Origin of the sequence: Halomonas sp. (assembly GCF_052095695.1) — a bacterium.
Lineage (GTDB): Bacteria > Pseudomonadota > Gammaproteobacteria > Pseudomonadales > Halomonadaceae > Vreelandella.
On record NZ_JBQDLQ010000050.1, the window covers coordinates 1 to 25,748 of the forward strand.

Annotated in this window: 22 protein-coding genes and 1 pseudogene; 6 read left to right on the forward strand and 17 right to left on the reverse strand. The window is 50.3% G+C overall.

Annotated features, from left to right (window positions below; genetic code table 11):
* The coding region (locus tag ACTH5D_RS11235) for an ATP-binding domain-containing protein (protein WP_441671238.1) at positions 1-926 on the forward strand (926 nt) is incomplete at its 5' end.
* A 73-nt stretch (positions 927-999) separates the two neighbouring features.
* Here the strand turns inward: ACTH5D_RS11235 and ACTH5D_RS11240 are convergent.
* The 9 genes from ACTH5D_RS11240 to ACTH5D_RS11280 all read right to left on the reverse strand — a co-directional run bounded on the left by ACTH5D_RS11240 (position 1,000) and on the right by ACTH5D_RS11280 (position 13,292).
* Positions 1,000-5,283 carry a hypothetical protein gene (locus ACTH5D_RS11240; RefSeq protein WP_441671240.1) on the reverse strand — a complete coding sequence of 1,428 codons (4,284 nt, stop codon included), beginning with the start codon at positions 5,281-5,283 and terminating at the stop codon, positions 1,000-1,002.
* 2 nt (positions 5,284-5,285) lie between these two features.
* Complete coding sequence (locus ACTH5D_RS11245; RefSeq protein ID WP_441671242.1) at positions 5,286-5,684, reverse strand: DUF6375 family protein; 399 nt, start codon at positions 5,682-5,684, stop codon at positions 5,286-5,288.
* Complete coding sequence (locus ACTH5D_RS11250; protein WP_441671244.1) at positions 5,681-6,631, reverse strand: radical SAM protein; 951 nt, start codon at positions 6,629-6,631, stop codon at positions 5,681-5,683. The genes ACTH5D_RS11245 and ACTH5D_RS11250 overlap by 4 nt, the downstream gene beginning before the upstream one ends.
* A gap of 168 nt (positions 6,632-6,799) precedes the next feature.
* Positions 6,800-9,073 carry an ATP-binding protein gene (locus ACTH5D_RS11255; protein ID WP_441671246.1) on the reverse strand — a complete coding sequence of 758 codons (2,274 nt, stop codon included), beginning with the start codon at positions 9,071-9,073 and terminating at the stop codon, positions 6,800-6,802.
* Between the two features lie 233 nt (positions 9,074-9,306).
* Complete coding sequence (locus tag ACTH5D_RS11260; protein WP_441671248.1) at positions 9,307-9,627, reverse strand: DUF427 domain-containing protein; 321 nt, start codon at positions 9,625-9,627, stop codon at positions 9,307-9,309.
* 84 nt (positions 9,628-9,711) lie between these two features.
* Positions 9,712-10,506 (reverse strand): carbon-nitrogen hydrolase family protein, encoded by a 795-nt coding sequence (locus ACTH5D_RS11265; RefSeq protein ID WP_441671250.1) that lies wholly within the window; start codon positions 10,504-10,506, stop codon positions 9,712-9,714.
* 118 nt (positions 10,507-10,624) lie between these two features.
* Positions 10,625-11,149, reverse strand: a complete 525-nt coding sequence (locus tag ACTH5D_RS11270; RefSeq protein WP_441671252.1) for a GNAT family N-acetyltransferase — start codon at positions 11,147-11,149, stop codon at positions 10,625-10,627.
* A gap of 278 nt (positions 11,150-11,427) precedes the next feature.
* On the reverse strand, positions 11,428-12,030 hold the full coding sequence (locus tag ACTH5D_RS11275) for a glutathione S-transferase family protein (RefSeq protein ID WP_441671254.1): 603 nt from the start codon (positions 12,028-12,030) through the stop codon (positions 11,428-11,430).
* Positions 12,030-13,292, reverse strand: coding sequence for a YbfB/YjiJ family MFS transporter (locus ACTH5D_RS11280; protein ID WP_441671256.1), 1,263 nt, complete (start codon positions 13,290-13,292; stop codon positions 12,030-12,032). Before ACTH5D_RS11280 ends, ACTH5D_RS11275 begins: the two co-directional genes overlap by 1 nt.
* Before the next feature lie 149 nt (positions 13,293-13,441).
* On the opposite strand from ACTH5D_RS11280, the gene ACTH5D_RS11285 reads away from it, so the two are divergent.
* The gene (locus ACTH5D_RS11285; protein ID WP_441671258.1) at positions 13,442-14,335 is read left to right on the forward strand and encodes a LysR family transcriptional regulator; all 894 of its coding nucleotides are present in this window, start codon (positions 13,442-13,444) and stop codon (positions 14,333-14,335) included.
* 27 nt (positions 14,336-14,362) lie between these two features.
* On the opposite strand, the pseudogene ACTH5D_RS11290 reads toward ACTH5D_RS11285, so the two are convergent.
* Together ACTH5D_RS11290 and ACTH5D_RS11295 are read right to left on the reverse strand one after the other, a co-directional pair.
* Positions 14,363-14,590: pseudogene (locus ACTH5D_RS11290) on the reverse strand (alkylphosphonate utilization protein); the annotation flags it as partial.
* A 77-nt stretch (positions 14,591-14,667) separates the two neighbouring features.
* Positions 14,668-15,918, reverse strand: a complete 1,251-nt coding sequence (locus tag ACTH5D_RS11295; protein ID WP_441671260.1) for an MFS transporter — start codon at positions 15,916-15,918, stop codon at positions 14,668-14,670.
* A 67-nt stretch (positions 15,919-15,985) separates the two neighbouring features.
* On the opposite strand from ACTH5D_RS11295, the gene ACTH5D_RS11300 reads away from it, so the two are divergent.
* Positions 15,986-16,984, forward strand: coding sequence for an AraC family transcriptional regulator (locus ACTH5D_RS11300; RefSeq protein WP_441671262.1), 999 nt, complete (start codon positions 15,986-15,988; stop codon positions 16,982-16,984).
* A gap of 279 nt (positions 16,985-17,263) precedes the next feature.
* Here the strand turns inward: ACTH5D_RS11300 and ACTH5D_RS11305 are convergent, their stop codons facing one another.
* Positions 17,264-17,599, reverse strand: a complete 336-nt coding sequence (locus tag ACTH5D_RS11305; RefSeq protein ID WP_441671264.1) for a zinc ribbon domain-containing protein YjdM — start codon at positions 17,597-17,599, stop codon at positions 17,264-17,266.
* Positions 17,600-17,697: 98 nt separating this feature from the next.
* Here ACTH5D_RS11305 and ACTH5D_RS11310 point away from each other — a divergent pair, with 98 nt between their 5' ends.
* Positions 17,698-18,087, forward strand: coding sequence for an ester cyclase (locus tag ACTH5D_RS11310; protein ID WP_441671266.1), 390 nt, complete (start codon positions 17,698-17,700; stop codon positions 18,085-18,087).
* Here ACTH5D_RS11310 and ACTH5D_RS11315 read toward each other — a convergent pair.
* The 4 genes from ACTH5D_RS11315 to ACTH5D_RS11330 all read right to left on the reverse strand — a co-directional run bounded on the left by ACTH5D_RS11315 (position 18,075) and on the right by ACTH5D_RS11330 (position 21,966).
* A complete protein-coding gene (locus ACTH5D_RS11315; RefSeq protein WP_441671268.1) occupies positions 18,075-19,694 on the reverse strand; it encodes an ABC-F family ATP-binding cassette domain-containing protein in 1,620 nt (539 codons plus the stop codon). The genes ACTH5D_RS11310 and ACTH5D_RS11315 overlap by 13 nt on opposite strands.
* 421 nt (positions 19,695-20,115) lie before the next feature.
* Positions 20,116-20,742 (reverse strand): LysE family translocator, encoded by a 627-nt coding sequence (locus ACTH5D_RS11320; RefSeq protein ID WP_441671270.1) that lies wholly within the window; start codon positions 20,740-20,742, stop codon positions 20,116-20,118.
* A 265-nt stretch (positions 20,743-21,007) separates the two neighbouring features.
* A complete protein-coding gene (locus ACTH5D_RS11325) occupies positions 21,008-21,439 on the reverse strand; it encodes a GNAT family N-acetyltransferase (RefSeq protein ID WP_441671272.1) in 432 nt (143 codons plus the stop codon).
* A 56-nt stretch (positions 21,440-21,495) separates the two neighbouring features.
* Positions 21,496-21,966, reverse strand: a complete 471-nt coding sequence (locus ACTH5D_RS11330; protein WP_441671274.1) for a hypothetical protein — start codon at positions 21,964-21,966, stop codon at positions 21,496-21,498.
* Between the two features lie 215 nt (positions 21,967-22,181).
* Between ACTH5D_RS11330 and ACTH5D_RS11335 the strand changes: the two genes are divergently transcribed.
* Both ACTH5D_RS11335 and ACTH5D_RS11340 read left to right on the forward strand, forming a co-directional pair.
* Positions 22,182-23,012 (forward strand): AraC family transcriptional regulator, encoded by an 831-nt coding sequence (locus ACTH5D_RS11335; protein ID WP_441671276.1) that lies wholly within the window; start codon positions 22,182-22,184, stop codon positions 23,010-23,012.
* A 25-nt stretch (positions 23,013-23,037) separates the two neighbouring features.
* The gene (locus ACTH5D_RS11340) at positions 23,038-23,643 is read left to right on the forward strand and encodes a LysE family translocator (RefSeq protein WP_441671278.1); all 606 of its coding nucleotides are present in this window, start codon (positions 23,038-23,040) and stop codon (positions 23,641-23,643) included.
* 107 nt (positions 23,644-23,750) lie between these two features.
* Here the strand turns inward: ACTH5D_RS11340 and ACTH5D_RS11345 are convergent.
* Positions 23,751-25,748 (reverse strand): efflux RND transporter permease subunit (locus tag ACTH5D_RS11345; RefSeq protein WP_441671280.1); only part of this gene is annotated, 1,998 nt, incomplete at its 5' end.

Consider the following 25,748-nt stretch of genomic DNA (forward strand, 5'->3'; position numbering starts at 1 on the left):
TTACTGAAACAAGCGGCATCGGCCAGCTCGCCCAGGCGATTAACCAGCCGCTAAGCGATGAACTGGGTGAACGGGAAAAGCACCAAGCCGTACATGGCGTGCTGAATAACGGCTATGCCGACCTGCACCATTTGGTATTGAAGCCTGATGCACAAAACGAAGACAGCGCTCTGGAGCGCCTGGTAATCACCGGCAGTCCGGAGCGTTTTACCAGCGCAGGTGAAAACCGCACCAACCACAAGGGCGAACCCATTACGCCGCCTACCGGCTACCGTTACTACCTAAACACCTTAGCGAGTGAACGGCCTGATACGGCCCTGCCGTTTGAAGAGAACAGCAAAGTTTACGATGCCTGGGCAAAACAAGTACTTAACGCCTACAGCCGCTTTCAGCTACTGTGCGCGCTGCGCAAAGGCCCCTGGGGGGTAGAAGGGTTAAACCTGCGCATCGCCAAAACATTGCGCCGCGAAAAGCTGCTGTTCGGCAACGACCACACGCTAGAGAAAGGCTGGTTTGAAGGCCGCCCGGTACTGGTCACCCAAAACGACTACAGCCTGAAACTGATGAACGGCGATATCGGCATCACAATGGCAGTGCCTGATCCCCGCACTCCCAGCAGGACACTTTTACGCGTAGCCTTTCCGACCAGTGACCCGGAAAACCCGATTCACTGGGTGCTACCTTCCCGCCTACACGCGGTAGAAACCGTGTTCGCGATGACGGTACACAAATCCCAAGGCTCCGAGTTTCAGCACACCGCCCTACTGCTACCGCAAACGCCCAACCCAACCCTCACCCGCGAACTGATCTACACCGGCATCACCCGCGCCCGCGATTGGCTCACACTGATTGAAGCCAAGCGCAGGATATTGAATGATGCGGTGACTAGGGAAGTTATTAGGGTAAGTGGGATGGGGAGGTTGTAATCAAAACCGACATTACCATTGCTGGTGTTGTCGGTTTTCGGCCAGAAGCGGAAATTCTGTTCCCAACTGCTCATTAACCTGCTTGGTAAACTTTTGTGAAACTAAAAGCTGCATAACTAGGAGAGGGCCCACTATCGTCCGGTACGTGTAGCCAAGCAGACGAATAGTTTCTTTCTCCCCATATGATCCAGATTAACGAAACCTCGTTTTTTTGCATGAAATCATCTAAGAGGTCCTTTCTTAGATAATACATAGAATGCCTATCATTATACCTCTTCCCTTTGTGAGAAAAGTAATGGTTAGCCTTTACCCCGCCTTTAGTATACAAATCAAACGACTGCGGCTGTCCAATTAACTCCATATCGGCTGTTAATTTATTAGTTAAAGAAGATACACTTCCAACTTCACCATCAGTAACATCTTGCCTTAAGCTACAAACAGGCATAATGGCTTCAAAGGTTTTATATTCTCTTTCCACTTCTTCATACTTTTCCATTTCATGATGGGTAATAATTGAAATGGTTTGCTTATTTCTAACGACTTCAAATTTCGGCCTTTCTCGAGTAACCACATTCTCTCCGATCACGAAAGACAAGTCGCAGGTGCTAATCTCAGGGAAGGCAGAGCTCCAAGGAACTTCGGCAAAAAAAGTCTGTGAGCAATCTACCTTATCAGGAAGCCAGCTTCCACTAATGTCTTGTTTGTTGAGAAAATCCAGAATTTCATCTTTTTCTTTTGTAGGTACAAGGTAACTCCGAACAAATAAGAACGCCTCTCTTTTTAAGTCCTTATTTTCTTGGCTTACATATCCATCCAGTGCTACCCATGGCCCTGCTTCTTCGCCCACATTTTGTAGCTGTAAATATGGCTCGATCTCAGGAAGATTACCGTCTTTTATCCAATTCGATGTAACTGTATTATCATCTCCCAAGAAATTTGTATCTATCAAGGTTTGCAAAGGCATAGGCTCAGAAAAACTGGGGTCTATATTTTGCGTATCAGACCTCCTCCAATCATATTTATCCAATATTCCTCTATCCTTGAGAAGGCCATACATCTCATAGTAAGCGATCCAAGAATATTTCTTGCTATAGCGATCTGTCTTTAGTTTCTCATTTGACCTGCGCTCATACCCCTGCCAGTTTTGTATAGACTCCTCTACCTTTTCAAATTTTTCGTGTGACCATCCAAGTTGCTCTACTCGCCATTGTAACTGTGCACGTACCTTCTGATATTCTTTATGGTCATAGTCATAATTTCCGCGCTCAGGCACCAATCCACCAATTGTGTAATTCTCAAAATCCATAAGGAATGGCGATTGCTTTCTAAGGCTAATTCTTTTTTCCATAGCCTTATCTTTCCACTTCTTAGGCAATAGCTCATTAAGTTTACGGTGAAAATTTCTGCCTAAAATGGATTTAGAAGCTTTGCCAATGCGGTTTGATATGCCAGCATCCTCTCCCAAGTAACTCTCACCCCAATTTTCGCCTCTATCAGGAGAAAACGGAGGCACTGTTTTTTTTATATCGCTATCAGAAAAGAAGTTAGGGTTGTGATGCTGGGCTAGCTCTATAATCCTTGATGAAAAGTCACGCATATGCTGATGTGCAGTATAATGTTTAGCATCGTCTTTAAACATTGCCTCAAAGATACGCCCTGCAAACTTTAACAAAACACCGCTAGTAAACAAGGGATCATTAGGAAGTTGTGTACTCAGAGACATTCCAACGCCATAACTCGCTGCTAACATGCGCTCCGGGACGTAAGGGTCATTAGTTTCAAATGATTTGATTGTTTCGTTAAACAAGAATTCTGGATCACCCCGTCCATACCAATACAAAGCTTTTGTTGCAGTGTTACGAAGTGGGTGGTCTGTGCTAGTAAGCAACCATTTAATAGCCCTTGCTCTTAAGCGATCTGAATCAGAACGAAAAGTCGTGTCCTCTTTCCATTTATCTTCAAGCAAAGATAACTCAGGGATAAGGCATTTTTTATCTCTACCTTGTTCATTGCGGACCCATTCTGTCCAGCTAAGATCTCTCTCATCTACTGACATTTTAGACAAAACAAAATCTAAAAAATCAGCATTTAGAGGGTGTTTTAGAACTCCTTTCGTAAGCCAAAGTCTTGAAAATATTTTAAGTACTTTTTCAGATTTGTTGTTTATAAGGGAAGCCAGTTCGCTTACAGTGCCATCGTCTAGGTGTTCCGCATTCAACTCTGCCGCATGAAGCAGAGCTCTCTGCTTATAAGGTTCTGGAACATTCTTCCATAGTTGCTCGCCGTACATTCTGCTAGGCACCAACGCAACTAATGACTTAAATGTATCGTAGGCGAGAGAGTGGCTGTTTTCTCCACCAAATGCAGACATTACGGAGGGAGTGTTGAACCATTCAAAGCTTCTGTCCTGCGCGTGTTTTTTCAGCAATGCATCAGCGATGATGTGCCCTCCTAAGGCATCATAAACAGGCGTGATAACGTATTTTCCTAGTTCTTGCGCAGGGTTTCTAAATATGATGCCTTCTTGGGCAAATAAATTTATAACGCTCTCATTCCAGTTGCGTCCGCTATCATTTATCAGATCTCTGTAGGTTGCGTCATCAATTTCCCTGTCTTTACTCTCCCACAGAGAAATTCCGAGTTGATATACGGCTTTTTTAAGATCCTGAGAAGAATAGCTAAAGTTCTTCATCGTTGCGATACGGTTACAGGTGTTTTGGAGAAGTTCGTCAAACAAGTGGGCAAGAGATGCCGGAAAATAATTTATCTCGACAACATGATCACGCTTAGGGTTTATAACATCACAGAAAATTCTTAAATTAAGAGGGTGATTTAAAAAGCCGGTCGGTATCTCCACACCGCTTTCGCAATCAATTTTATAGTACTCAAAGTACTTCTTAATCGCATCATATACATTTTCGCCAAAGCCTTCACATTCAAACTTCCAAATATCTTCCGGCAATGACTGCACGGCAAAAGTTTCTCTGGTCTCTGTTTCATCAACTGACCAGTAAGGTCTTTTATGCTCTCCTGTCCGTAAAGTACATACAACCAAAACATTAGGGTAATTCTTGACTACAGTTTGGATATAAGAGAGGAGATCCTTCCACTCTTTGGGGTTTTCCGCCTCATTTAATCCATCAATCACTAAAGGTAAAATACATCCTGCCCTTTTTGCTGCTGCGTCAAGAGATGCAAGCATCTTCTCCATACTATCCAATGGAGTTCCATTGACTAAAAACTGGCGAGCTAAATCGTTTTGATCCTGTCCTCGATGAAAATTTCGCCCATGTAACAAAATGCCCGCAGGTCTATTTTCTTGCGCAGAACTTAGCTCTGCCGCCATATGCGTTTTTCCTCCCCCCGCATCAGCAAGAACCGCGACCATACCGGCATCTAAATACTCTTTAACCTCATCAAATAGACTTTGCGCGACACGCATATCATCAAGTGCATTAGCGGCATCTAATGCTATAGCTATATTCTGTTTCCGCAGTGACCTCGGAAAAGAAACCACATCTGAATCAATTAACGACTTTCGATTTGAAAGCCATTGCTGAATTATATCTATATCACCTTCTGATAATATTTCATGAAATTGAAGGAGCATTTCAGAGAATGATGAACAAGCTTTAAAAAATGGCGTTTGAAGTTTAGTAAGCTTCGGATCTATGCTTTTCCAAGCTTCAATAGTAGAGGCCGCTGAGGATAGCCCTTGACCCAGCTCAACCATATCCTGCCAGTAATTTGGTTCCCCCAGCATACGTCTTATTGTTCTTTCAACATCTGTTTCTTGGTGGACGGGATTAATCCATCTATCTTTTATTGGAGCTATAGATTCATGATGCCTTAACTTTAAATCACCTGGAGTAATAACCAGTTCTCCAAAATAAGTACCTCTTAGCATCAGAGCCGGGCCAGCCAGATTGTTCTCTATTTCTTCATCGGCCCATAAATGGAGAGAATAGGGGTGCTTCGATTCCAAGTCTTTAAACCATGTTTGGTCTGATTTACTCAGCGTATAAGGTGTCCATAGTACCCAATCAGTCAGATGTGGAAGGTATTTTACAGTTTTGTCCAAGGAGTCTGTAATTTTGCTTCTGCTGGCCGACGTTAAGCTCCCTGAATTTGTTAGATCAAATTTCTTACACTGCCAGCCATACCAGCGAGAAGCGTCCCCTAAAGCCGGACAGGTCTGATTTAAATTGAGATGAAACTCTACGCCGGGTTGATTTTTTAAAGCGATAAATTGGCCATATTGAGCCCAATGTGCACGAGCTATACCACGGCATAAATTTTCAAAATTAATTCGAGAATCGCCCGGAAGCTTTTCAAATGAAAACCAATCTAGAGACACAGCTATCTTCCTCTTCCATATTCTTCATCCGGATGGTCATGGGCACTATATACTTGTACCTTTGCACCTTGATGAATAAGAAGCTTCAAAAATACCGATATATCGCTTTCTTCTGTTTTTAAAACCAACTTATCTCCTTCAATATCTAACGAGTGCTCATATCGAAATTGCTCTAATTCTTCAGGCCCAAAAATGTAGAGGTTATTTTCTCGAAAAACATCCATAACTTCATCAGAAAACCTTTTGGGCCTATTGTCACCGCAATCAACCTTATCATAAATTTGTTCAGTAACAGTTTCTATTAAATCTTTAGCTTTTTCAGCCCCTTCAATACTTTCAAATTGCCCAATCATTACAAGATTCATCGAATGCTCTGACCCGTATCCATTCCAGACTTTCATATTATACCTCCTTCATTTTTTTCTCTTAACACTTGCAAAGCATCCATGATGTTATCCCCTTCAATTAAAACCCCATCTTGGCCAAATGAATTTCTTCTAAGCCTGCTGCTTGCATCAATATGCACGTATGCACTCAGCCCTGTTTCTTTTTCAAAAGGTTCGCACACAGGGACACCCGCAATATGTGTTTCGCTAATAGCCAACCTTACTCTTCCTTTGTAACCCTGTATCCACTTCTGCATATCAATTTCTGTGTCTTTATTAATACCAACGCCTTTACCAACAGATACCTCAGGAAGCAAGAGAAGCTCCGATGCGCCGAGGTTATCAGCAATTTGCGCAGCTTCATCCAGTTCTTTTATTGTTGCTGTGTTAACAACAAAGTTTATTCCGAAAGGGGATACGCCTTTTAGGAGCTTAATTTTATTTATTAGGCCGTCAAAAGAACGATTACGAATGCTTTCGTATGTAGCTCCAACACCATCCATACTCACCCGCACAAAATGCATCCTTCCGGATATTTTCTTAAGAAGGTTTTCATCTAGCCTATGCCCATGAGTTGTCATCGTTACTGCAAGGCCTGTTTCCTTTGCCGAAAATTTGCAAAGCCCAGTAAACCTTGGGTATAAAGTCGGCTCTCCTCCACCAAAACCAACTCCCATGCAGCCGTTTAGATCAAGAGTACGGAGCCAACTGGTAAGTAAGTTAAAATCAAGCTTAGCTTTGTTCTTAGGGGCATAACAATGAGAACATAAGAGATCACACGTATTTGTTAAAGCTATAGACACTTGGCGGGGGGCCATTGACCAGCGACCAACTGGAATTTCGACTTCATCAATAAGAATATTTGTTCCGGTTTCTCGATTAAAGAGATGAAGACCATCAGGGCCAAATCGAGACTTATAATTACTAATGCGACTTTTACTTTTTGAATTAATTGCCTTCATAAACCACCTATGCTTACTAATTTTTGCATCTCAATGGCCAGAAACTGCCTTTTAGTCGTCTCTGATATAAAGCCCCAAACACCGGCTTAGTGAAATTGGCTGCTTTTTTGAAGCAAAAAAGGTGACAGCATTACCAAGTCTGGGTGCTTTGACTTGTTACACGTTGCTTCAAAACGGAATTTCATCATCAAACTCAGTGGCTGTCTGTTGTTCCTCCGCTACGGGAAGCGCTGCTTCTGGCTGAGGAAATACAGGGGGGCGATGTGCTTCTCTGTATATTCTTCGGAACTCATCCCTATCGTTCACTTTCATCAAAACTGGGTTTTCACAACTAGAACCTCTCCCAAAAAACACTGCATGACGTTCCTTCACTGAAGATAACGATTGAGCATAATCTCGACCAATATAGTTACCTAGAAAGTCCTTACCAGTATCATCAAACGTGCGCATAGCAAATATGGTATTGCATTGATTGAGAATAGTTTTCGTAACATTAGCTGTTCTTTGAGTAATGAGGAGGCAACCTAACCCAAACTTCCTGCCTTGCAAAATAGCTCTCGCTGTTCCGCTAGTAGCGTGCTTGTCACCTTCTGCGACAACAGAATTCCATTCAGGAACCAGAGAGTGAGCTTCTTCATAAACTAAGCAAACCTTGGCACTGTCTGACATTTCGGCAGATAAAATTTCAAGAACGGTCTCCGATACGATTTTTGTAATTTCTACAGGTGTAACACTAAATAAAGGTGCACCGCGCTGCCAATTACCTGGTGTTAGCTGAAAACTTCCTGGAGCACGATCCTGACGAGTAGCAACAAACTCTGAGGGGTTATATATTTTCAGGACGTGCCCATCTGTATTGTTAATGAACCCATTTAAATCTTCAAAAAATGCATTCTTTAGATTAGGTAAACTACCACCTTGCTCCGGATTTTCCTGCCATGCATCCCGATCCTGCTCGGTAGCTGTTCTTAGTCTGGTAAGACATGCCTCTTCATAAGGAGCATTATAGTAATCAGATAATTCTATTGAGTATTGATCTGTTAGATCGAGACATACGACTTTTATACCTTCTGACATCATTCTTTCTAGCAACTCTATGGCGAGCATAGACTTACCTACACCGAGTATTCCAAGGATCGCTGTGTTATGGGTTACTAGATGATTGATATTTCCAATTTTCACTTGGTAATTGCTATTCGGAAAGTGGCCTATAGTGTCGGGTTCAATAACATATTTTTCTTGAGCTTCAAGATATACTGGTTCATTAATGTTAGGCAGCCAACTAAATTGAGTCAACTTTCTACGCTCTTCGTTCCAAATCCCCACCTGTTGAGCTTGAGCACGTAAATAACCATAAGTATTCTTTTGGTGAACAACCTCTTCCTTAGTCAAGCCCCCAACAATTTGATAAAGAATTTTTTGATTTTGAACGGTGACAGTAACAAGTCGACCCTCCTCCACATTAATGTTGTCAACAACCTCAAAAAAAAGCCTCTCAATTGAGGAATCAGGTGCAACAATTCCAACCACATGACCAACTTCCTCTAAATCTATATTTTCTTTAACACAAATCTCTTGAAGGTAGCTATCTTCAATTAGGGCTGCCCTATCATTTGATACAATGGATTCAAGTTCTTTGTAACGACTCGATGGAAGGCTTGCAATTTCAACTGATCGGATTAGGACACCATTATCTCGGCCAACTAAATCAAGCGTAAGTACTAATTTAGAGTTGAAGTGCTTATCTTTGACGTAAACGATCTTCTTTAGTGGTAAATCACTACCTTTAACTTGACGAAGAAGAATTATATTTGGCTGCTGATAAGCAGCAATTTCTGCAAAATCAACCACGCGCAGCCCAATCTTGGTTATTTTTCTGAGTCTGTTGAATGTTTTAACTACTACATCACCTGTCGACATAGCGACAGTAAGTATTATTGCAATAGATATTAATATTAGTTCGTTAGGTGCGCCTATGTGATAGGCATACATTGCAAAAATTATTATCGGAGTATAGATGACTTGAGGCTTAGCGAACACTTCAAGAAATATTCGAATTTTATTTGAAACTTCTTGTAATCTTTCATTTCCCCAGTTGTTAAAAATAATGGCTAGTAAAGCACTGACAAAAACTGTTGCGGACAAAGCAGAAACTACGAAAAAAGAAAATTTCGTTTCTATAGGCCATGCACCCCAGTTATTTACAAGCATTAATGATACAAATGCAGGAACTGCATATGAAATTGCATCAACAGGTTTAACGTAAAATGGGGTGACAATTTTTGAACCAACAAGAACACTTAATAAAGCAGTATAAAACCAGAAACCGCTATCTCCAACAGGTGGATAAAAGCTCCCAAATGCAAAAAAACATATAACTAAAAGTAGTAAAAGGTCTATCCCTAGTGATACGACCCTTTCTTTTTGGGAAAACCTATTCATATTTTATATCCATATTTTAGTTAATACTTCAAAGCGGGATTGACGTATAACAGCGTATTAGACGGCGCTTTTTATGATTGAATGAACGTGTTGGGAGTTTTTTCAGGCAAATGCATCCTGCCAGATCCCCCCAATCCTATGATTCTTTTGGCTATTAATTTCTATTAGGCCGTATAGCCAAAATTCGCGCTCCTGCTGCATCTCTAAAAATTACTGCTTAGGGCCGAAAAGAGTCATCCGCACGCTTCTTCATAAAACACCACTCTACCCGCTATAGCCTCCATACCCTCAACAGGCTCCTCATAACTCCAAGCGATATCCCGGGTCTCACCAAGGGAGAAATACACCGCACGCCCTTTAAAGGGACAATAAGTGGACGTTTCTGAAACGGTGAGTAAGTCCAGCCGCACGTCTTCACGTGGGAAGTAGTATCGTGGCGAGTAGCCGTGTTCGCGAAGTTCAAGCGTATTGGTGGAGTCGGCTAGCAGAATGCCATCAAGCTGCACTTGCATGCGCTGCTTGGTTGGGTGAAGCGTTATGCGGGCATTCTGCATCGTATTATCCCTGCGGCGTTTTTCGCTCTAATACTTCGAGCCTAGCAGTTCATTTAGATTAAGCCTACTTTGAATACTTAGTTTTTAGTCGATAGTGGACTCTTCGTGACCTAGGTCAGTCATCACTTCCATGCTGCTGCTTATGGCACCTTGGTTAACATGACACAGCACTAAACTAGGCAGCGTGCCATTAGCTTTCACGTTTAGCTCGCCTGCTGCGTTCCAGCCGCCGCTGTTGCCGCAGGTTTGCCATCCGCCCGTAGTGGAAATGTGGTTGGCGAGCAGGACCGGCAGTTGGTGGCATTGGGCAATGGCGGCGAGCATCTCGGCATCTTGGGCGTAACCGCCTGGGGAGATAAGTGCGCTGGCTAGGTAAACGTCCGCTTGTTGGGCAGCGGCGGTAGCGGCGTGTCTGGAGTGGGTGAAGTCGGCGCAAACGGCCAGGGCAATGCGGGTGCCATTCACGTTGATAAGGCCGCTTTTGTGGCCGGGGGCGCAATAAACATCCTCCCCTTCGTGAAGGTGCTGTTTCAGGTAGAAGGTGTGTTCACCGTTGGGGAAGCAGATCACCGCTGCGATGTAGGGTTTGCCGTTGGGGTTTTGCAGAGGGCAGCCTGCAATCACCACCGTGTTGGTGGCTACGGCAGCGGCGGTGAGCGTGGCAAAGGTTTTATCGTGACGGGGCATGGCCAGTTGGCTGAGTAGCGCCAGCTCGTAGCCAGTGAGCGAGAGTTCAGGAAAGGCCACCACATTGGCACCCGACGCGGCAGCACGTTCTATGTATGCTAGGTGCGTTTGTAGGTTTTCGTCTACCGCCGCTTTGCTGACGGGCAGTTGGGCGAGTGCAATGGTGATGGGGGTAGCTGTGTTGGTTGTCATTTTTAATCGCTTAGCTGGCTGCTGGAATGGTCGCGGGCTAAAGCCGCCTCCCACTGTGCCTTAAGGCCGCCATTATATTAATGAAAACAGTAAACTGGCGTAATAAGACCTATGGCATTCACAGTTTCGCCACAAATGATCTTCGTGGAACGCCATCATATTCATTCATGCCCTCTTCCCTCATTCCAATCTTCATGGCTACCTGAATCGATCCCAGGTTCTCAGGATCAATATCGGCTACGACACGCTGAAGCGCCAGTGTTTTAAGCGCATGTTCCAACACGGGCCTGGCCGCCTCTGTTGCGAAGCCTTTTCCCCAAGCATCTCGATTGAACCGCCAACCGATTTCTATTTCAGGACCGACACCATCATATGGGATTAAGAGAACCCATCCGAGAAAATGATCTGGAGGCTTGCGTGAGAACACGGACCAGTAGCCGAGTCCCTCTCCGAAGTCGGTTTCGATCCGCTCCCTTACGAATGCCTCATGACGATCTGGATCAGACCATGGACCTGTAATGAATTTCGTCACCTCGGGATCGCGATCCATCGCTAAGCAGGCGGTGAGATCTGCGAGTGTCCGCGGCGTCACCGTAAGGCGAGCAGTATCAAATGTAGGTAAGGTTGTCATACTAAAACCCATCTAAATTCTTTATTTTTCGGTTTTTTAAAAGTAGCAAGACCGCTTTTAAGGTGACACATCAACCAGCCATCAGGCCACATCATACCCATCACGTGACTATGTCCATTACCTGTTGGTAAAGGCTTTTGATGAGATGCAGCAGTTCGCTCATACTGTTTTAGACCCCTTGTGCTGGCGTTTTGTTGGAGCGCCAAGTAGCAGTGGCTCATCAATGGTGTGGGCGGTGCCAAACGAGTAGTAAAGTAATAAAGATTGCGAAGGTGTTAGTGTCGGCTCTGCTAAACGAACGCAGTCTGCTGAAAACTTGCACGTGCAGTCACGCCAGCATGCCAAGCCTGAAGCTGCGGGTAGTCTTCTTCCCAGTTCACCTCTGGCAGCCTGAAGGCGAGATAATCCAGCGACACGGCAATAGCGATTTCGCCCAGGTTAATGGTTGAGGCCTGCTGTTTTTCGCCAAGCTCGCTGTTCAGCTGTTTCAACAGCCGCTGAATCGCCCGCGAACGCCGCTGCCCCAGCTCGCTGTCATCTATCTCGTTGCCGTAATGCTTCCTGGCAATCACGGTGTTGAACGCGGCATCCATCAGGTTTTGGCCCAACCCCGCCAGGTGCAGTACATCCCCTAGGCTGGCTGCGGGCAGCATGGGTGGGTTGGGGCTAACGCTATCCAAGTAAACGGCAATCAGCATTGATTCGCTAAGCCGGGTGCCCTCTTCCGTTACCAGCGCGGGAATGCGCCCGGCGGGGTTAGCCTTTAAGAGATCGGCATCGTCTGCCCAGGGGTCGCACCACTTCAGCGTCACGGCGTCCATTAGGCCTTTTTCCATTAACACGATGCGCACCAGACGCGCATAGGGCGAGGTTGCGTTTAGGTAGAGTTCCATTATTGCCTCCCGTGGTGTGTAAAGTGCTTTGAAGAGTGCTGTGTAGCGTGCTTTGTGAGTTGCTGAGCAGAAAGATGCGTTTGGCGCTGCTGTACGCCTCGGCTAAGCAGCACCAGCAATAATCCCGCGACGAGGGTAAGGCCGCTGATGGCAAACAGTGGCGTGTAACTGCCCCAGGTGCCATAAAGCGCCGACATGGCATAGCCTGCCATCGCCTGGGCGGCAGCAAAGGCGGCGGTGGCTTGCCCCCAGAGCTTCTTGTGGGCGGTTGGCCCTACTAATTCGGCAAGGCGGCCCGAGGTGAGAGCAACAATGCCGGGGATCATCGCCCCCACCATGAATGAGGAAACCGACTGGCTGAGCAGTGCAAGCGAGAACACCGGCAGCAAGACGGCAGCAGCCTTCGCCGCAAAGGCGATCATCAAGCCACCCTGCCAACCCACTCGATGCGCCAGTGCACCGACCATGAACGGCCCACACAAGGCACCCAACCCGAAGATACCCCACTGCAGGGAAGCCGCTTGATTACCCAGGGCGTTTTCCCTGGCGAGATAGTCCACCCAGAACACGGTATGCGGCACAAAGCCAATCGCATCCAGGGCGTAAGCGCCCATCACCAGCAGCACAATTATCTTTACATCCGTAACCCCTGAGGGGCTATTACCCCTTGGGCTAGCCGTGATCGGTGAAGCTAAGTGCGCTACTCCCCAGTCGCACAATAGGCCAGCGGCAATACACAGCAGCCCCAGCGTGCCCCAGGTGACTGTCAGGCTTAACCCAAGCAGTAACGGTACGATAAAGGCCGAAAGCAGTGCGCCAAAGCCAATACCGGTAAACACCATGGCACCGACACGCGTTCGCCTTTCAGGTGGCGTGGCCGCTAGCGCCAGCGAGGGGCCAACGACCATTAAAATGGCCCCGGCAATGCCGGAGATTAGTCTCCAGAAGAAAAACCAAAGGAAACCGCCCGCCCCGGCGCAGAGCACAAAACTGAGCGCGATACCTGCGAAGCTTGCGGCCATTACCATGCGAGGAGAAAAGCGCTCACTCAGCGAGTGGGCGGCGAGTGCGCCGATAAAGTAGCCCAGCAGGTTGGCGGCCCCCAAGTAGGCGCCTTGGCTGGCGGTGAACCACCCTTGCTGAATGATCGCGGGCAATAGCGGCGTATAGGCAAAGCGCGCAATGCCAATTCCCGCCAAGGTCGCCATTATCCCGGTGATTAGGGCGGGTAGGTCTTGAGCAGTGAGTGTTCGCTTCATCATAAGGTGTCCTTTTCGTGCCGCCCTTCATTCGGGCAAGGTGGGCAGCGCGTTATTACACCCTCAGACTACGCGTGATTCATTATTTCTAGAAACGATTAGTTTTGATCGTTACTATCTTGTTTATAGATAATCTGACTGGGAGATGACGCGTGCAACTTAAATCGCTGCGGCTGCTCATGGCTGTGGCCGAAACCGGCAGTTTTGGGGCAGCGGCCAAACGGCTGAATACGGTGCAATCCAATGTGACCACCCACATTAAAAAACTCGAGAAGGAGTTAGGCGTACAGCTGATTCACCGTGCGGGGCGCGTTCGCCCTACGAGTGCGGGGTTGGCGCTGGTGGAATACGCCGAGCGAATGCTGACGGCTCACGACGAGGCTGTGTCACTGTTCAAAGGTCAGGAGAGCGCGTGCGGGCGGCTGCGCATCGGTGCCATGGAGACCACGACGGCGTTGCGCCTTCCGCCGATACTGGCGGCGTACCACACAGCGCAGCCTGAGGTTGATATCCAGATTAAGACCGGGCCCACGGCTGAGCTGGTAGAGTTATTAATGGCTGGGCATGTGGACTGCGTGTTTGTGGCTGGGCGGCTTGAGCATGGCCGCTACCACTTGCTCAAAGCGTTTAGCGAGCAGTTGGTGCTGGTCGGTTCACAGCCTATGTCGACGATGCCGTCTTCTGAAGAACTGCTGACGTCTGCCTTTTTGGCGTTTCGCCAGGGGTGCAGCTACCGACAGCGTATCGAGCTATTGCTGGCTTCCCAGGAAGTCAATGCGGGAAGGATCTTCGAGTTCGGTTCTCTGGACGCGATGCTCGGCTGCGTTTCTGCCGGGATGGGTTACACGGTGCTACCCCGTGGGATCGTCGATGCCCACCAGCACCGGTTCAGGATTCATACGCTGGAACTGCCCACGTCCATCGCCAATGTCGATACCTATTTTGTCGCCCCCGAACCGGAAACCTGGACACCCGCCCTGGCAAGCTTCGCTGAAACGTTGTATGACGCGGTGGTGGTGGATGAGCCTCAGCTTACCGCGTCGTGAGGTGGATCAAAGAAGGCCGGGGCTTATTCAGGCCTTCTTCACAAAATGAGCGGTCACCATCATGTCGCCGACGCCGTCGACCTTGCAGTCCAGTTGGAGATCCTTGCTGTCCTTGAGCCGCTTGATCACAGCTTTGGTGCCCACCTTGAGTACCAGTGAGCTGCCTTTGACCTTGAGGCCTTTGATCATCGTTACCTTGTCGCCTTCCGCTAACAGGGTGCCGTTCGCATCTTTTACAGCCATGGCGTCTTCCGCTTTCTTAAATGCATTGCTCCGGGTGGTGCCCGTCGTGCCTAGACACAACCCGGAGCAAACCTAGGCTAAAAAGTCATTCAAACATTTATTCCGACGCCTGCGTTCGCACCATGCTGCGGCAGCTCGACGCGAACGCGCAGAAAGATCACGAGTGCAGCGAGTAGCATCACCGCGCCAGCCGTCATAAAAACGCCAGTGATCCCATTAAAACCGAACACAATGCCACCCAATGCGGCACCGGTAGCGATTGAAGATTGCACCGCAGCAACCACCATTCCCCCCGCTGTCTCGGCTTGATCAGGGACGGCACGGGCTACCCAGTTTGACCAGGCAACAGGCACGCCGCCGAAGGCCAAGCCCCACAGGGCCACTAAAAGCATCAGCCCTGTTCCATTGACGGGTAGCCAGATCATCCCGAAGGCCGCCAAGCCCACAAGCACAGGCATGAGCACCAACGTAGCGCGCAGGCTACGCTCCATCATCCAGCCGGCCAGCAGCGTACCGATGAAATTGGCGACACCGAAACCCAAGAGCAGCAGAGACAGACCGTCAACATCAATATCGGTGACGCTTTCAAGCGCAGGGCGAATATAGGTGAACAATGCAAATTGGCCCGTATGGGCGAGTACGCAGCCCATCATCCCTACCCCTATCCCCGGGCGACGAAGCAATTCCAGAACCGATGCCGTGTGCATCATCTTGCGTGGTGCCATACGGGGCAGCGTGAACCACTGGAAGACAAGTGTTAGCCCTCCAACCGCCGCTGCGGCTATAAATGCACTGCGCCAGCCATATAACCCTCCCAAGTAGCTGCCCAACGGCACAGAAACCACCGTCCCGATAGCGATGCCGCTGAATATTATGGAGAGTGCACGCGGCACCAAATGTGCTGGCACCAGCCGCATAGCCACGGCTGCCGCCATGCTCCAAAAACCGCCTAACGCAATGCCCAGTAGAATGCGCATTGCTAGCAATACGGTCAGGCTGGAGGACAACGCCACCAGCAGATTGGAAACGATCATCATCACGGTGAAAGCCAACAAGACGACGCGCCGATCAAGCCTACTTGTCAATGCTGGCACCAACAGCCCGGCGAACAAGGCTGCCACTGCCGTTACCGTCACGGCCTGACCCGCCAGTCCCTCCGATATGCCCAGGTCGGCGGCCATCGGCGTCAACAGGCTAGCGGGCAGGTACTCCGCCGTCAGTAATCCAAATACCCCCATTGCCAGTGAAAACACGGCCATCCACGCGGGTGCCGCAGGCTCTAAAGCAGACGCATCACTAGCATTGGGCGTTTGCCCGGTATCACACACATCATTGGTCATCTCGAAAAATCTCTAGGAAAGGAAATAGTGGTAGCCAGAAGTCTAGAGTTCAAATTCAGGATGATCTATGATCATAAGCCTCAACTTTTTGACTGAAACACCTAACATGACAGAGAAAGACCCATTTGCCCTATCGTCTGATCTGATCAGCGAACTGCTGACCGGTATGCGCCTGCGTGGCGTCCAATACCGTCGCATTCAGACAGGCCCAGCTTTCGGCCTAGGCTTCGAAGAAAAGCCAGGATACGCCTACTTCCATTTCCAGGCTGTTGGTACTGCCTTCTTGCGTACGGGTGATGGTGAGTTGCATGAGCTGACCGCGGGCAGCGCTGTGTTTATACCTCAAGGTGGAAAGCATCAGCTTCTATCGGATGCGGAAACGTCATTTCAGAGCATCGACACATTCGATGCCGCGCCCCTGGGCGAAGCGGTTAGCGGGGTCAATACCTGTCCCAGTACGCACCCTACGCCGAGTACCGTTATCTTCTACGGCTGCATGGAGTTCGATCTTGGCGGAATGCAGGCGCTGGGTAAATTGATGCCAATCTTCATGGTGGCTGACACGCAAGCGGATCGCTACCCTGGCTTGCTGCCTATTCTCGATTCAATGAAACGCGAAATCTGCGCCGGTCGTATCGGCTTTGCAGGTATTCTGGCGCGGCTCGCGGAGGTGGCGGCCGCGATGATTGTACGTGGCTGGATCGAGTCCGGCTGTGAAAACGCCTCTGGTCTGGTTGCCGCATTGCGTGATCCGCGTCTCGCGCGCGCAATACTGGCGCTGCACCGCCAGCCTGGCCGTGAATGGACTGTTGCAGAGTTGGCGGCGGAGTCTCATGTCTCTCGCTCCGTCTTTGCACAACGCTTTCAAACCACCATCGGTATGCCGCCACTGCGCTATGCCACGGAGCTGCGGATGCGTCTTGCCAGTCAATGGCTAACACACGAAAGAGTGCCCATCGATGTTGTCGCCCAGCGACTCGGCTATACCTCCCAAGCGGCATTCAGTCGTGCTTTTAAGCGCGTCACCGGCCAGCCGCCGGGTGCCAGTCGGCAAATGCGTTCTTAAGTGCAGTCGCTGCTCGATCACAGCTGGCGCTTACACAAAACGCAGGCGCCTTAAGCGCTAAAGCAGCGCTGTCCACCATGACTGGGCAGTATCACCTACGCGCATCCAACAAAGCGCTCATTTAGATCCCATAAACTCGATCCCGCTCCTTTTTCAGTGATATTGCCGTGCCTTGCCCTCACCGCCCGTCCTTATTATGGTTTCTCTCACTGGCATCGGCTAGCGCGACCGCGGGCTAAAGCCTGCTCCCACCGTGTGCCTCACAGCCACTTTCCACCGTCAGGCCTTCTTCACAAAATGGGCAGTTACCATCATGTCGCCGACGCCGTCAACCTTACAGTCCAGTTGGTGATCCTTGCTGTCCTTGAGACGCTTGATCACAGCTTTGGTGCCCACCTTGAGTACCAGTGAGCTGCCTTTGACCTTGAGGTCTTTGATCATCGTTACCTTGTCGCCTTCCGCTAACAGAGTGCCGTGGGCATCTTTTACCGTTAAGGCATCTTCCGCCTCAGTTTCAGAAGGGTTCCATTCGTGGGCGCATTCGGGGCAGATGAACAGGCGTTGATCCTGATAGACGAATTCGGATTGGCAATTGGGGCAGGGTGGGCACGACATGAAAGATGACTTCTGTGACTGGGTTTAGGCTGCTTATGATACTGAGCCTATGTATCCTTGGCGAATGCCTCACGCCTACCCAGGAAAGGAGAACCAAAATGAACAAACGCGACCTGGAAGTGACCTACCGTGATTACATCACCTGCCTCAATAATCAGGACTGGATGAACCTTGGCCAGTTCGTGTATGACGATGTCCTCCACAACGGCAGGCACCTGGGGCTTGATGGTTATCGCGCCATGCTGGAAGCCGATTACGAGCAGATACCTGATCTTCACTTTAACATTGAACTTTTGGCCGTTGATTCACCCCATGTCGCGTGCAGACTGCGATTCAATGTAACCCCCAAAGGTAGCTTTCTCGGCCTTGCGGTGGATGGCAAAAAAGTGACGTTTTGTGAGAACGCGTTCTACCTATTCCGTGATAATAAGATTCAGAACGTCTGGTCGGTGATCGACAAGTCCTCGATAGAAGCTCAGCTGGATTGAGGCTCCCACTGCCACCCTTGTTCGGTTGCAGTCAGGCGGTCTGTCAGGGCTAGGTTTTCCAGAAAGGCATCGTCGTGGGATACCACCACTAACGTGCCATGGTATCTACGCAGTAGGGTTTCCAGTGCCCGTGCGGATGGCAGGTCGAGGTGGTTATTTGGCTCGTCAAGCAGCAATAGTGGCGGGGGCGAACCGGCGTAGAGGATAGAGGCCAGTGCTCCTTTCAGGCGCTCACCTCCACTTAACAGTCCGCTGGGTGTGGTAATTTTCTGCGCGTCTAGGCCCAGCTGGGCGAGTAGCATGCGCAGCTCCCCCTCCGTCGTTGATCGGTTAGCCAGTTGCAGCTGTTCGAGCACGCTCTTTTCCGGCTCAAGAGTCACTAACCGCTGATCAAGATAGGCGCTTTTAGAGGTTACCTTGCAGGTTCCGGATAATGGCTCAATCTGGCCCGCTAGCACGCGGAGCAGCGTGGATTTACCACAGCCGTTGGGGCCGACGATACCGATGCGCTGCGGCCCTCTCAGCAGTAGACTAATGTGACGATTGGCTCCCACGACGAACGGTAGCTCAACCCTCTCCAATTCTGCCACACAGCGCTTGGCGGCCTGATTAACAGGTATCTGATGCAGGGAGATGTGTGCTTCGTCTTCAACCTGTTTCGCCGCTTCCCGTACGCGCTGGTTAAGTTGATCACGGCTGGCCGCCTGCTGTTGGCTCAGCGCACCTGATGAGGCTTCGCTGCGCTCTTTCTGGCGATCCAGCAGTATCTTGGCTTGGTTAGCCACCTTTCCCTGGCGATTGCTGCGTGCCTGACGTTTCTCCTGACGCTCACGCTGCTTTCGCATCGCGCGTTCTTCGCGTTGGCGTTCAAGCTTACGCTGACTGAGTTGATCAACAGCGTTTTGCTGTTCATGTGCTTTTGCTTGGCCGTAGAACGAGTAGTTACCGCTGTAGCTATTCAGCTCTAAGGCAGACAACTCGACAATACGCTCCATGGATTCGAGTAACTGTCGGTCATGACTGACCACAATCAATCCACGCGACCACTGCTGTAACTGTTCGATAAGCGCCTGACGGTTTGGTCGGTCGAGATGGTTGCTTGGCTCATCAAGCACTAGGAAGTCAGCTTGTGAGAGCATCGCCCCCATTAAGGTAACCCGCATGGCCTCGCCGCCGCTCAATTTACCCGCTGGAGTACTGGCCTCAAGGCCACCCAAGCCAATATGGTCAAGTTCATGACGGAATCGCTGATGTATGTCCCAACGATCATTGACCGCATCAAAATCTTCTAGGGCTGCACTGCCTGCCTCAATTCGTGCCAACGCATCCAGTATCGTTTGCACGCCTGCAAGCTCTGCAACAGAAGCGCCCTCCGGCTGCGCCACTTGTTGGGCAACGTAATGAGCGCTGCCTTGTCGCTGGCATTGCCCAGTAGTGGGAGGCAACAAGCCCGCAAGGATGTTAGTTAATACGGTTTTACCGACACCATTTCGCCCAACCAGCCCGGTTGGGCGGCTGTCGAACTGCTCGTGTAGGTCTGTGAAAAGCGTTCTGCCATCCGACAAAACGTAGGAGACACCCTTCAAGGTGAGATAGGTAGTTGTCATGCTTGATTCCAAAGATGCCAAGAACTCCCCCTGCTTCTGGGGGCTGGTGGAGACTGGCCGTCATAAAAAACGGCAGCATCAATGGTTCATCGCACAGATACCTATGATTAAAATGTGAAAACCTGCCATGGTACAAACAGACTAAAAAAACACAAGTGTATAACCGAAGTTACATGCCGCTCTACTTGCTTTGACAGTTCTCTTTTCAGCAGTAGCAAGTGACGACAATAGTAACGTGAACAGTCAACGCCCCTGCATCATATTAATGTAAATAACGCTTTAGGCCAGCATTGCCCCCAGAAAAACAAGCACTCCCCGCACTCACTGGGATAAAACAATGGGTCCGTTTACTTTCATATATAACGATCACGATACATCCTACTGTGAGTAAGGATAATGTGGCGTCAACAGAGTCCCTTGCTCATCGCTGTTTCATAAATGCGACAGCCAAGCCGGATGATACAAACGTAATGCCAGCCCCGATATTCAAGCCCGAGACAAGTTTGGGCTTATTTTTCAGCCATTGCGCTAATTGGGAAGAAAATATCCCCATAAGGCTAAAGCCTACTGCTGTTAAAAATGCAAACCAGACGCCATAACCAATCATTTGAACTGTGACGGAGCCATGGTGTGGGCTAACAAATTGGGGCACGAAGGCAAGGACAAACATGCCTGGCTTTGGGTTCAGCGCGGCTGAGAGAAACCCTGTGGAGAAAATGGTTTTTAAAGATTGTTTTTTCACTGGCTCTAAAGAGAATAGGCTTCTTGAACGCAGGACTTTAATGCCTAACCAAATGAGATACCCTGCCCCTACAAACTTAACGATATAAAAGGCCAACTCAGACGTTTGAATTAAAAGTGTAAGACCAAACGTGGCGGCTAGTACGTGAAATAAAATCCCAGCTCCCGACGATAAGCCAGATACCGTTGCCGCTATCCTACCCTGGCTCAAACCACGTCCTATCGCCAACAGATTATCGGGCCCTGGAGCGATCACCAGTAGCAAACATGCTAGTGTATAGGTAACAAAAACGTCTAAGGGAAACATGTAACTTCCTTATTGATCTGGCACTTCAACTCGCCCTCTTACACTTTAATCCACCCACTCACAAAGCCTTGCTGAAATCTACACAGCACTATACTGGGCCGGGTGGCGCTAGCAACTAATATTAGCTCACCTGTTGAATTCCAGATACCGCTATTGCCATAGGCTTTCCAGCCAATCGTTTCTGAAATGTGGCTAATCAACAGTACTGGCCGTTGATAGTATTTTGTGATTTTGGAAAGCAGTTGAGGTTCTACAATCTGCTTGGTTAAACGTTGTGGTTATCCCCATTAACGAACGAATAGAGCAAAATATCAGATCGGTAGGCCCAGCCTTGATTAGCCCAGAACTGCTGGGCGGCTTCGTTCTCAGGCAGAATCATCAGGTGCGATTTCAGGATGCCTTCATGCTTCAGTGCTTCCAGGCAGAGGCCTACCAGCCGCGTGGCAATGCCTAACCGGCGATGCACGCCCGATACCGACAAGTGCTGGACATAGCCACGCTTGCCATCGTGGCCCGCCATAATCGTTCCTACCAGCTCCCCTTCTACTTCTGCCACAAAGCTCAGGCCGGGGTTGCGCAGCAGGTATTTCTCGATGCCTTGGCGTGAATCAGCGTCACGAATCCTCACGCCTTCACTCTCGCTCCATAGGGCAATGGCAGTGTCATAGTCGTTGATGGTCATGGTGCGGTAGTGCATTAGTGGGCTCTCATTGGCTGGCTGTTAGGTTAAAGCGGAGCGTCTGAAGCGGACTATTATCCTGAACGTTCACGCATAGCATGAATATCGTCGATATCGACTGGCCGTGAGAGCACTGACTTATAACGAATTAAGTCTTCACTCAATATCAAAGGGAGCGCCAGGCCCAGTAAATTGACGGTTTCATAGCGGGCAAAATCTATATTGAGCGGCACCCAGGCCTGGCTGGCCGCATCGAAAATTTGCGCCCCATCAGCGTTGCCAACTTCCACCTTAACGCCCTCATACATGAACTGGACGTACGTTAAATCCCAGCCCTCTTCGCAGTAGTGCGTCGCAGGCTTGGATATGTACGCCTGTCCAGCCTGCACCACCGCCGCAAAATGCTCGCTGGGGACAAACAGATCAATATCGTTCAGTTCACGGTCAGCGCCATACCCCTTTGCTGCGAGCCCTCCGCAGATTTGAAAAGGGATATTTCTGTCTCTCAGTAATCCCACTATCCATTGGGCTGCTAATTGGTGCACGTCCTCCTCCCTTCTGTTCACATATCACCACAAGGTTATCACGCCAGTTTTGCACCACCTCAAAGGCTCGCGAGTTTAGCTAGCCGCCATCATAATCTCTCTGGCCACTAACCTGACACTGAGCGCTTATTCTTACACTCAATTAGCAATTATGTACAAGCAATAGGAGGCGGGGCTGGCTTAAGCTAGTGCTGTGACTAATCAGGAGGGGCGGCATGAGTAACGCAAGCCGGTTTCAATTCATCAAGAGCCAGCATGTGCCAACACTGACGGTGCTTCACGCGGCCATTGAGGATTTCAGCTACGACCGCCATGCCCACGAGGAGTATGCCTTTGGGGTAACCTTGGCGGGGCGTCAGGATTTCTTCAGCGGCGGGCGGTTTCACCGCAGCTCTCCCGGCAACGTTATTCTGTTCAATCCAGAACAAGTCCACGATGGCGAACCCGGCGGCGAGCACGCGCTGGATTATCTGATGGTGTATGTACACCCTGAGCAGGTCAACGCGCAGTTTGCGGAAGCCCTGGGCCACTCACAAACGGCGAGTTTTCGTTCACGTAGCACGCTGATTCAAGATGCTCAGTTGCGCAACGCCATTCTGGCATTGGCGCGCCTGGTTACCTCTCAGGTCGGTAGCTGTATCGATCAGGAGAATGCGCTTTATCGGGTAATCGAGCGAACCGTGCAACTCGGTGGCGTTGCGCCGCCAAGCCAAGTGACCACACGGCCCGATGCACTGCTCGGCTTGGCAAAAGCGTATATTCACGCTCACCTGGATAGGGATATCTCCCTTGATGACATCAGCCAAGCAGCCCATCTTTCCAAGTACCACTTCTTGCGCCTGTTTCGGCAGCAGTACGGCATCACGCCGCATCAATATGTGATTAATTGCCGAATCAATGCGGCCCGCGCTGCCCTGGATGTTGGCGCCTCGTTAACCGAGGTCGCTTTGCGCTTTGGGTTTGCCGACCTTAGCCATTTCAATCGCCGCTTTAAGCGTATCTATGGCATGACGCCCCACCAATACCAGCGCGATATCGCGCGGTAGTCCTACCAAACATAGAGGTTTCACCATGTTAGCAATCGTCGCCTATGCCCTGGGCGTCATGTACACGCCTGGGCCTGTCAATCTGATCGGTCTGAACGTGGGCATCAATGGCCAGGCCAAACAGTCAGTCGGGTTTTGCCTGGGTGTGGGAACGGCAATGCTTGTTTACTTGCTGGTGTTGGGCTGGGCGGGGGCTGCCTGGATCAGCGGCAGCGCCCTTATCATGGTGAGTGCGCTAGGCTGTAGCTACATTGTTTACCTGGCCGTCAAAATTGCCCGCGCCAACGCGGATTTGGGTGAGCCTGACCATGCACCGCGCCTGCAGAGCTTTCGCGATGGGCTGGTGATGCAACTACTCAACCCGAAAGCCATTGTCGCGACTCTGCCCATTGCCACCCTTCAGTTTCCAGCGGCGGGTATTCAGGGCGTCAGCTTGGTGGTGTGGGCGCTGGGGCTATCCGCCATGGCGGCGGGCGCCCCCGGCAGCTATGTGGTGATCGGCAGTCTGGTCGGGGACCGGATTAAAAGCACGCGGGTCGTGAAAGGCTTCAACTGGCTGATGGGGGGGTTGTTGGTCGCCGTGGCGCTGTCGATTGGTGTTGAGCATGTATGGGTGCCGCTTACGAAATGAAACGCGCCCTTGCGCATGGTAGAAACGGCACGCCCTGATGCTTTCTTTTTGCCAGATAAAAACTCGCCAGGCGAGGTGGTTGGCCTACCCACCTCGCCGTCAGCGTCTCAGGCTCGGCCTGAATCCGGCAAGCCATCTTGTCCAGGACTGTCTTGAACAGAGCTGTCTTGAACAGAGCTGTCTTGAACAGAGCTGTCTTGAACAGAGCTATCATCGGTGGACAGGGTCGAGCCGTGATGACGGGGCAACGGGCCAGCCAGCTTGCGCAGCGCCACGTAGAACACCGGCGTGAGGAATAAGCCAAACAGGGTGACACCGATCATGCCCGCAAACACCGCCGTGCCCAGCGCCGCCCGCACCTCGGCCCCTGCGCCAGTGGCAATCACGGAAGGCAACACCGCCGCCGTAAAGGCAATCGAGGTCATGATAATGGGCCGCAGCCGCAAGCGGCAGGCTTCCAGCGCCGCGTCCACCACACCTTTGCCCTCTAGTTCTAGCTCACGAGCAAACTCGACAATCAGGATGGCGTTTTTACATGCCAAGCCAATCAGCACCACCAGCCCTACCTGCACGAAAATGTTGTTGTCACCCCCGCCAAACCAGACGCCGATCAACGCTGCCAGCATCGACATGGGCACGATCAGAATCACCGCCAGCGGTAGCGTCCAGCTCTCGTAGAGGGCCGCCAACACCAGGAATACCAGCAGAATCGACAGCGGGAAAACCACCAAAGCGGCGTTCCCCTGGGTGGACTGCTGGTAGCTCAGGTCGGTCCACTCCAGCGCCATGCCCGGCGGCAGCACCTCTTCCGCCAAGGCATTGATAGCGTCCATCGCCTGGGTGGATGAGAGCACGCGGGGGTCAAATTCGCCGGCCAAGTCTGCTGCTGGATAGCCGTTGTAGCGCAACACCGGATCCGGGCCGAAGGTCTGCGTGATGTTCACCATCGTGCCGATGGGTACCATTTCCCCCTGGTCATTACGGGTACGCAGCCGGGCGATGTCTTCAATACTGGTCCGATAAGGGGCATCCGCTTGGGCGATCACCTGCCAAGTGCGCCCAAAGCGGTTGAAGTCATTCACATAGGTCGATCCAAGATAGGTTTGTAGGGTGTCGAACAGTTCGGTTAAGGGTACGCCCTGGGCCTTGGCCCTCAGCCGATCCACCTCTGCATCCAGCTGCGGCACGTTGGATTGATAACTGCTGATCGGAAAGCCCATGCCCGGCGTTTGTGCAATCGCGCCCTGAAGTTGGTTAAGTGCCTCCTGCAATGCCCCATAGCCAAGATTACCGCGATCCTCGATGAACAGTTGAAAGCCTGACCCATTGCCCAACCCGAGAATCGGCGGCGGCATAAACGAGAACGCAAACCCCTCTTTCAAGCCACTAATGCCCTGATTGATGCGGGCGTTTATCTCTGCGGCGCTCAGGCTTCGCTCACCAAAAGCGCTAAGGGTGAGAAAGGCCAACCCGGTATTGGAGGTGTTCGTGAACTGCAGCGCATTCAAGCCAGGAAAGGCAATGGCGTGCTCCACGCCTTCAGTCTCCATGGCAATATCCACGACATCTTCAAGCATCTGGTCGGTTCGCTCCAGAGACGCGCCTTCCGGCAGAATGACGCCCGCGATCAGGTAAAGCTTGTCCTGCACCGGAATAAAGCCAGGTGGCACTGCCTTGAACATGACACCAGTGCCCAGCAGCAATAGCGCGTAAATCACAAACACCGCGCCACGATGCTTCAAGGAACGGGCCACACCGCCCTGATATTTGTTGGAGCTTGCGTTAAAGAAACGGTTGAAGGGACGGAAAATCCAACCGAACAGTTTATCGATCACGCGGGTGAGTCGATCTTTAGGCGCGTTATGCGGTTTGAGCAGCATCGCCGCCAGCGCGGGTGAAAGGGTCAGCGAGTTAATCGTGGAGATGACCGTGGAGATGGCAATGGTCACCGCGAACTGGCTATAGAATTGACCAGTGACCCCCGAGAGAAAAGCCATGGGGATAAATACCGCACACAACACCAGCCCAACGGCGATGATAGGGCCGGAGACCTCTCGCATGGCTTGATGGGCGGCCGCCTGCGGCTTTAAGCCCTCCTCGATGTT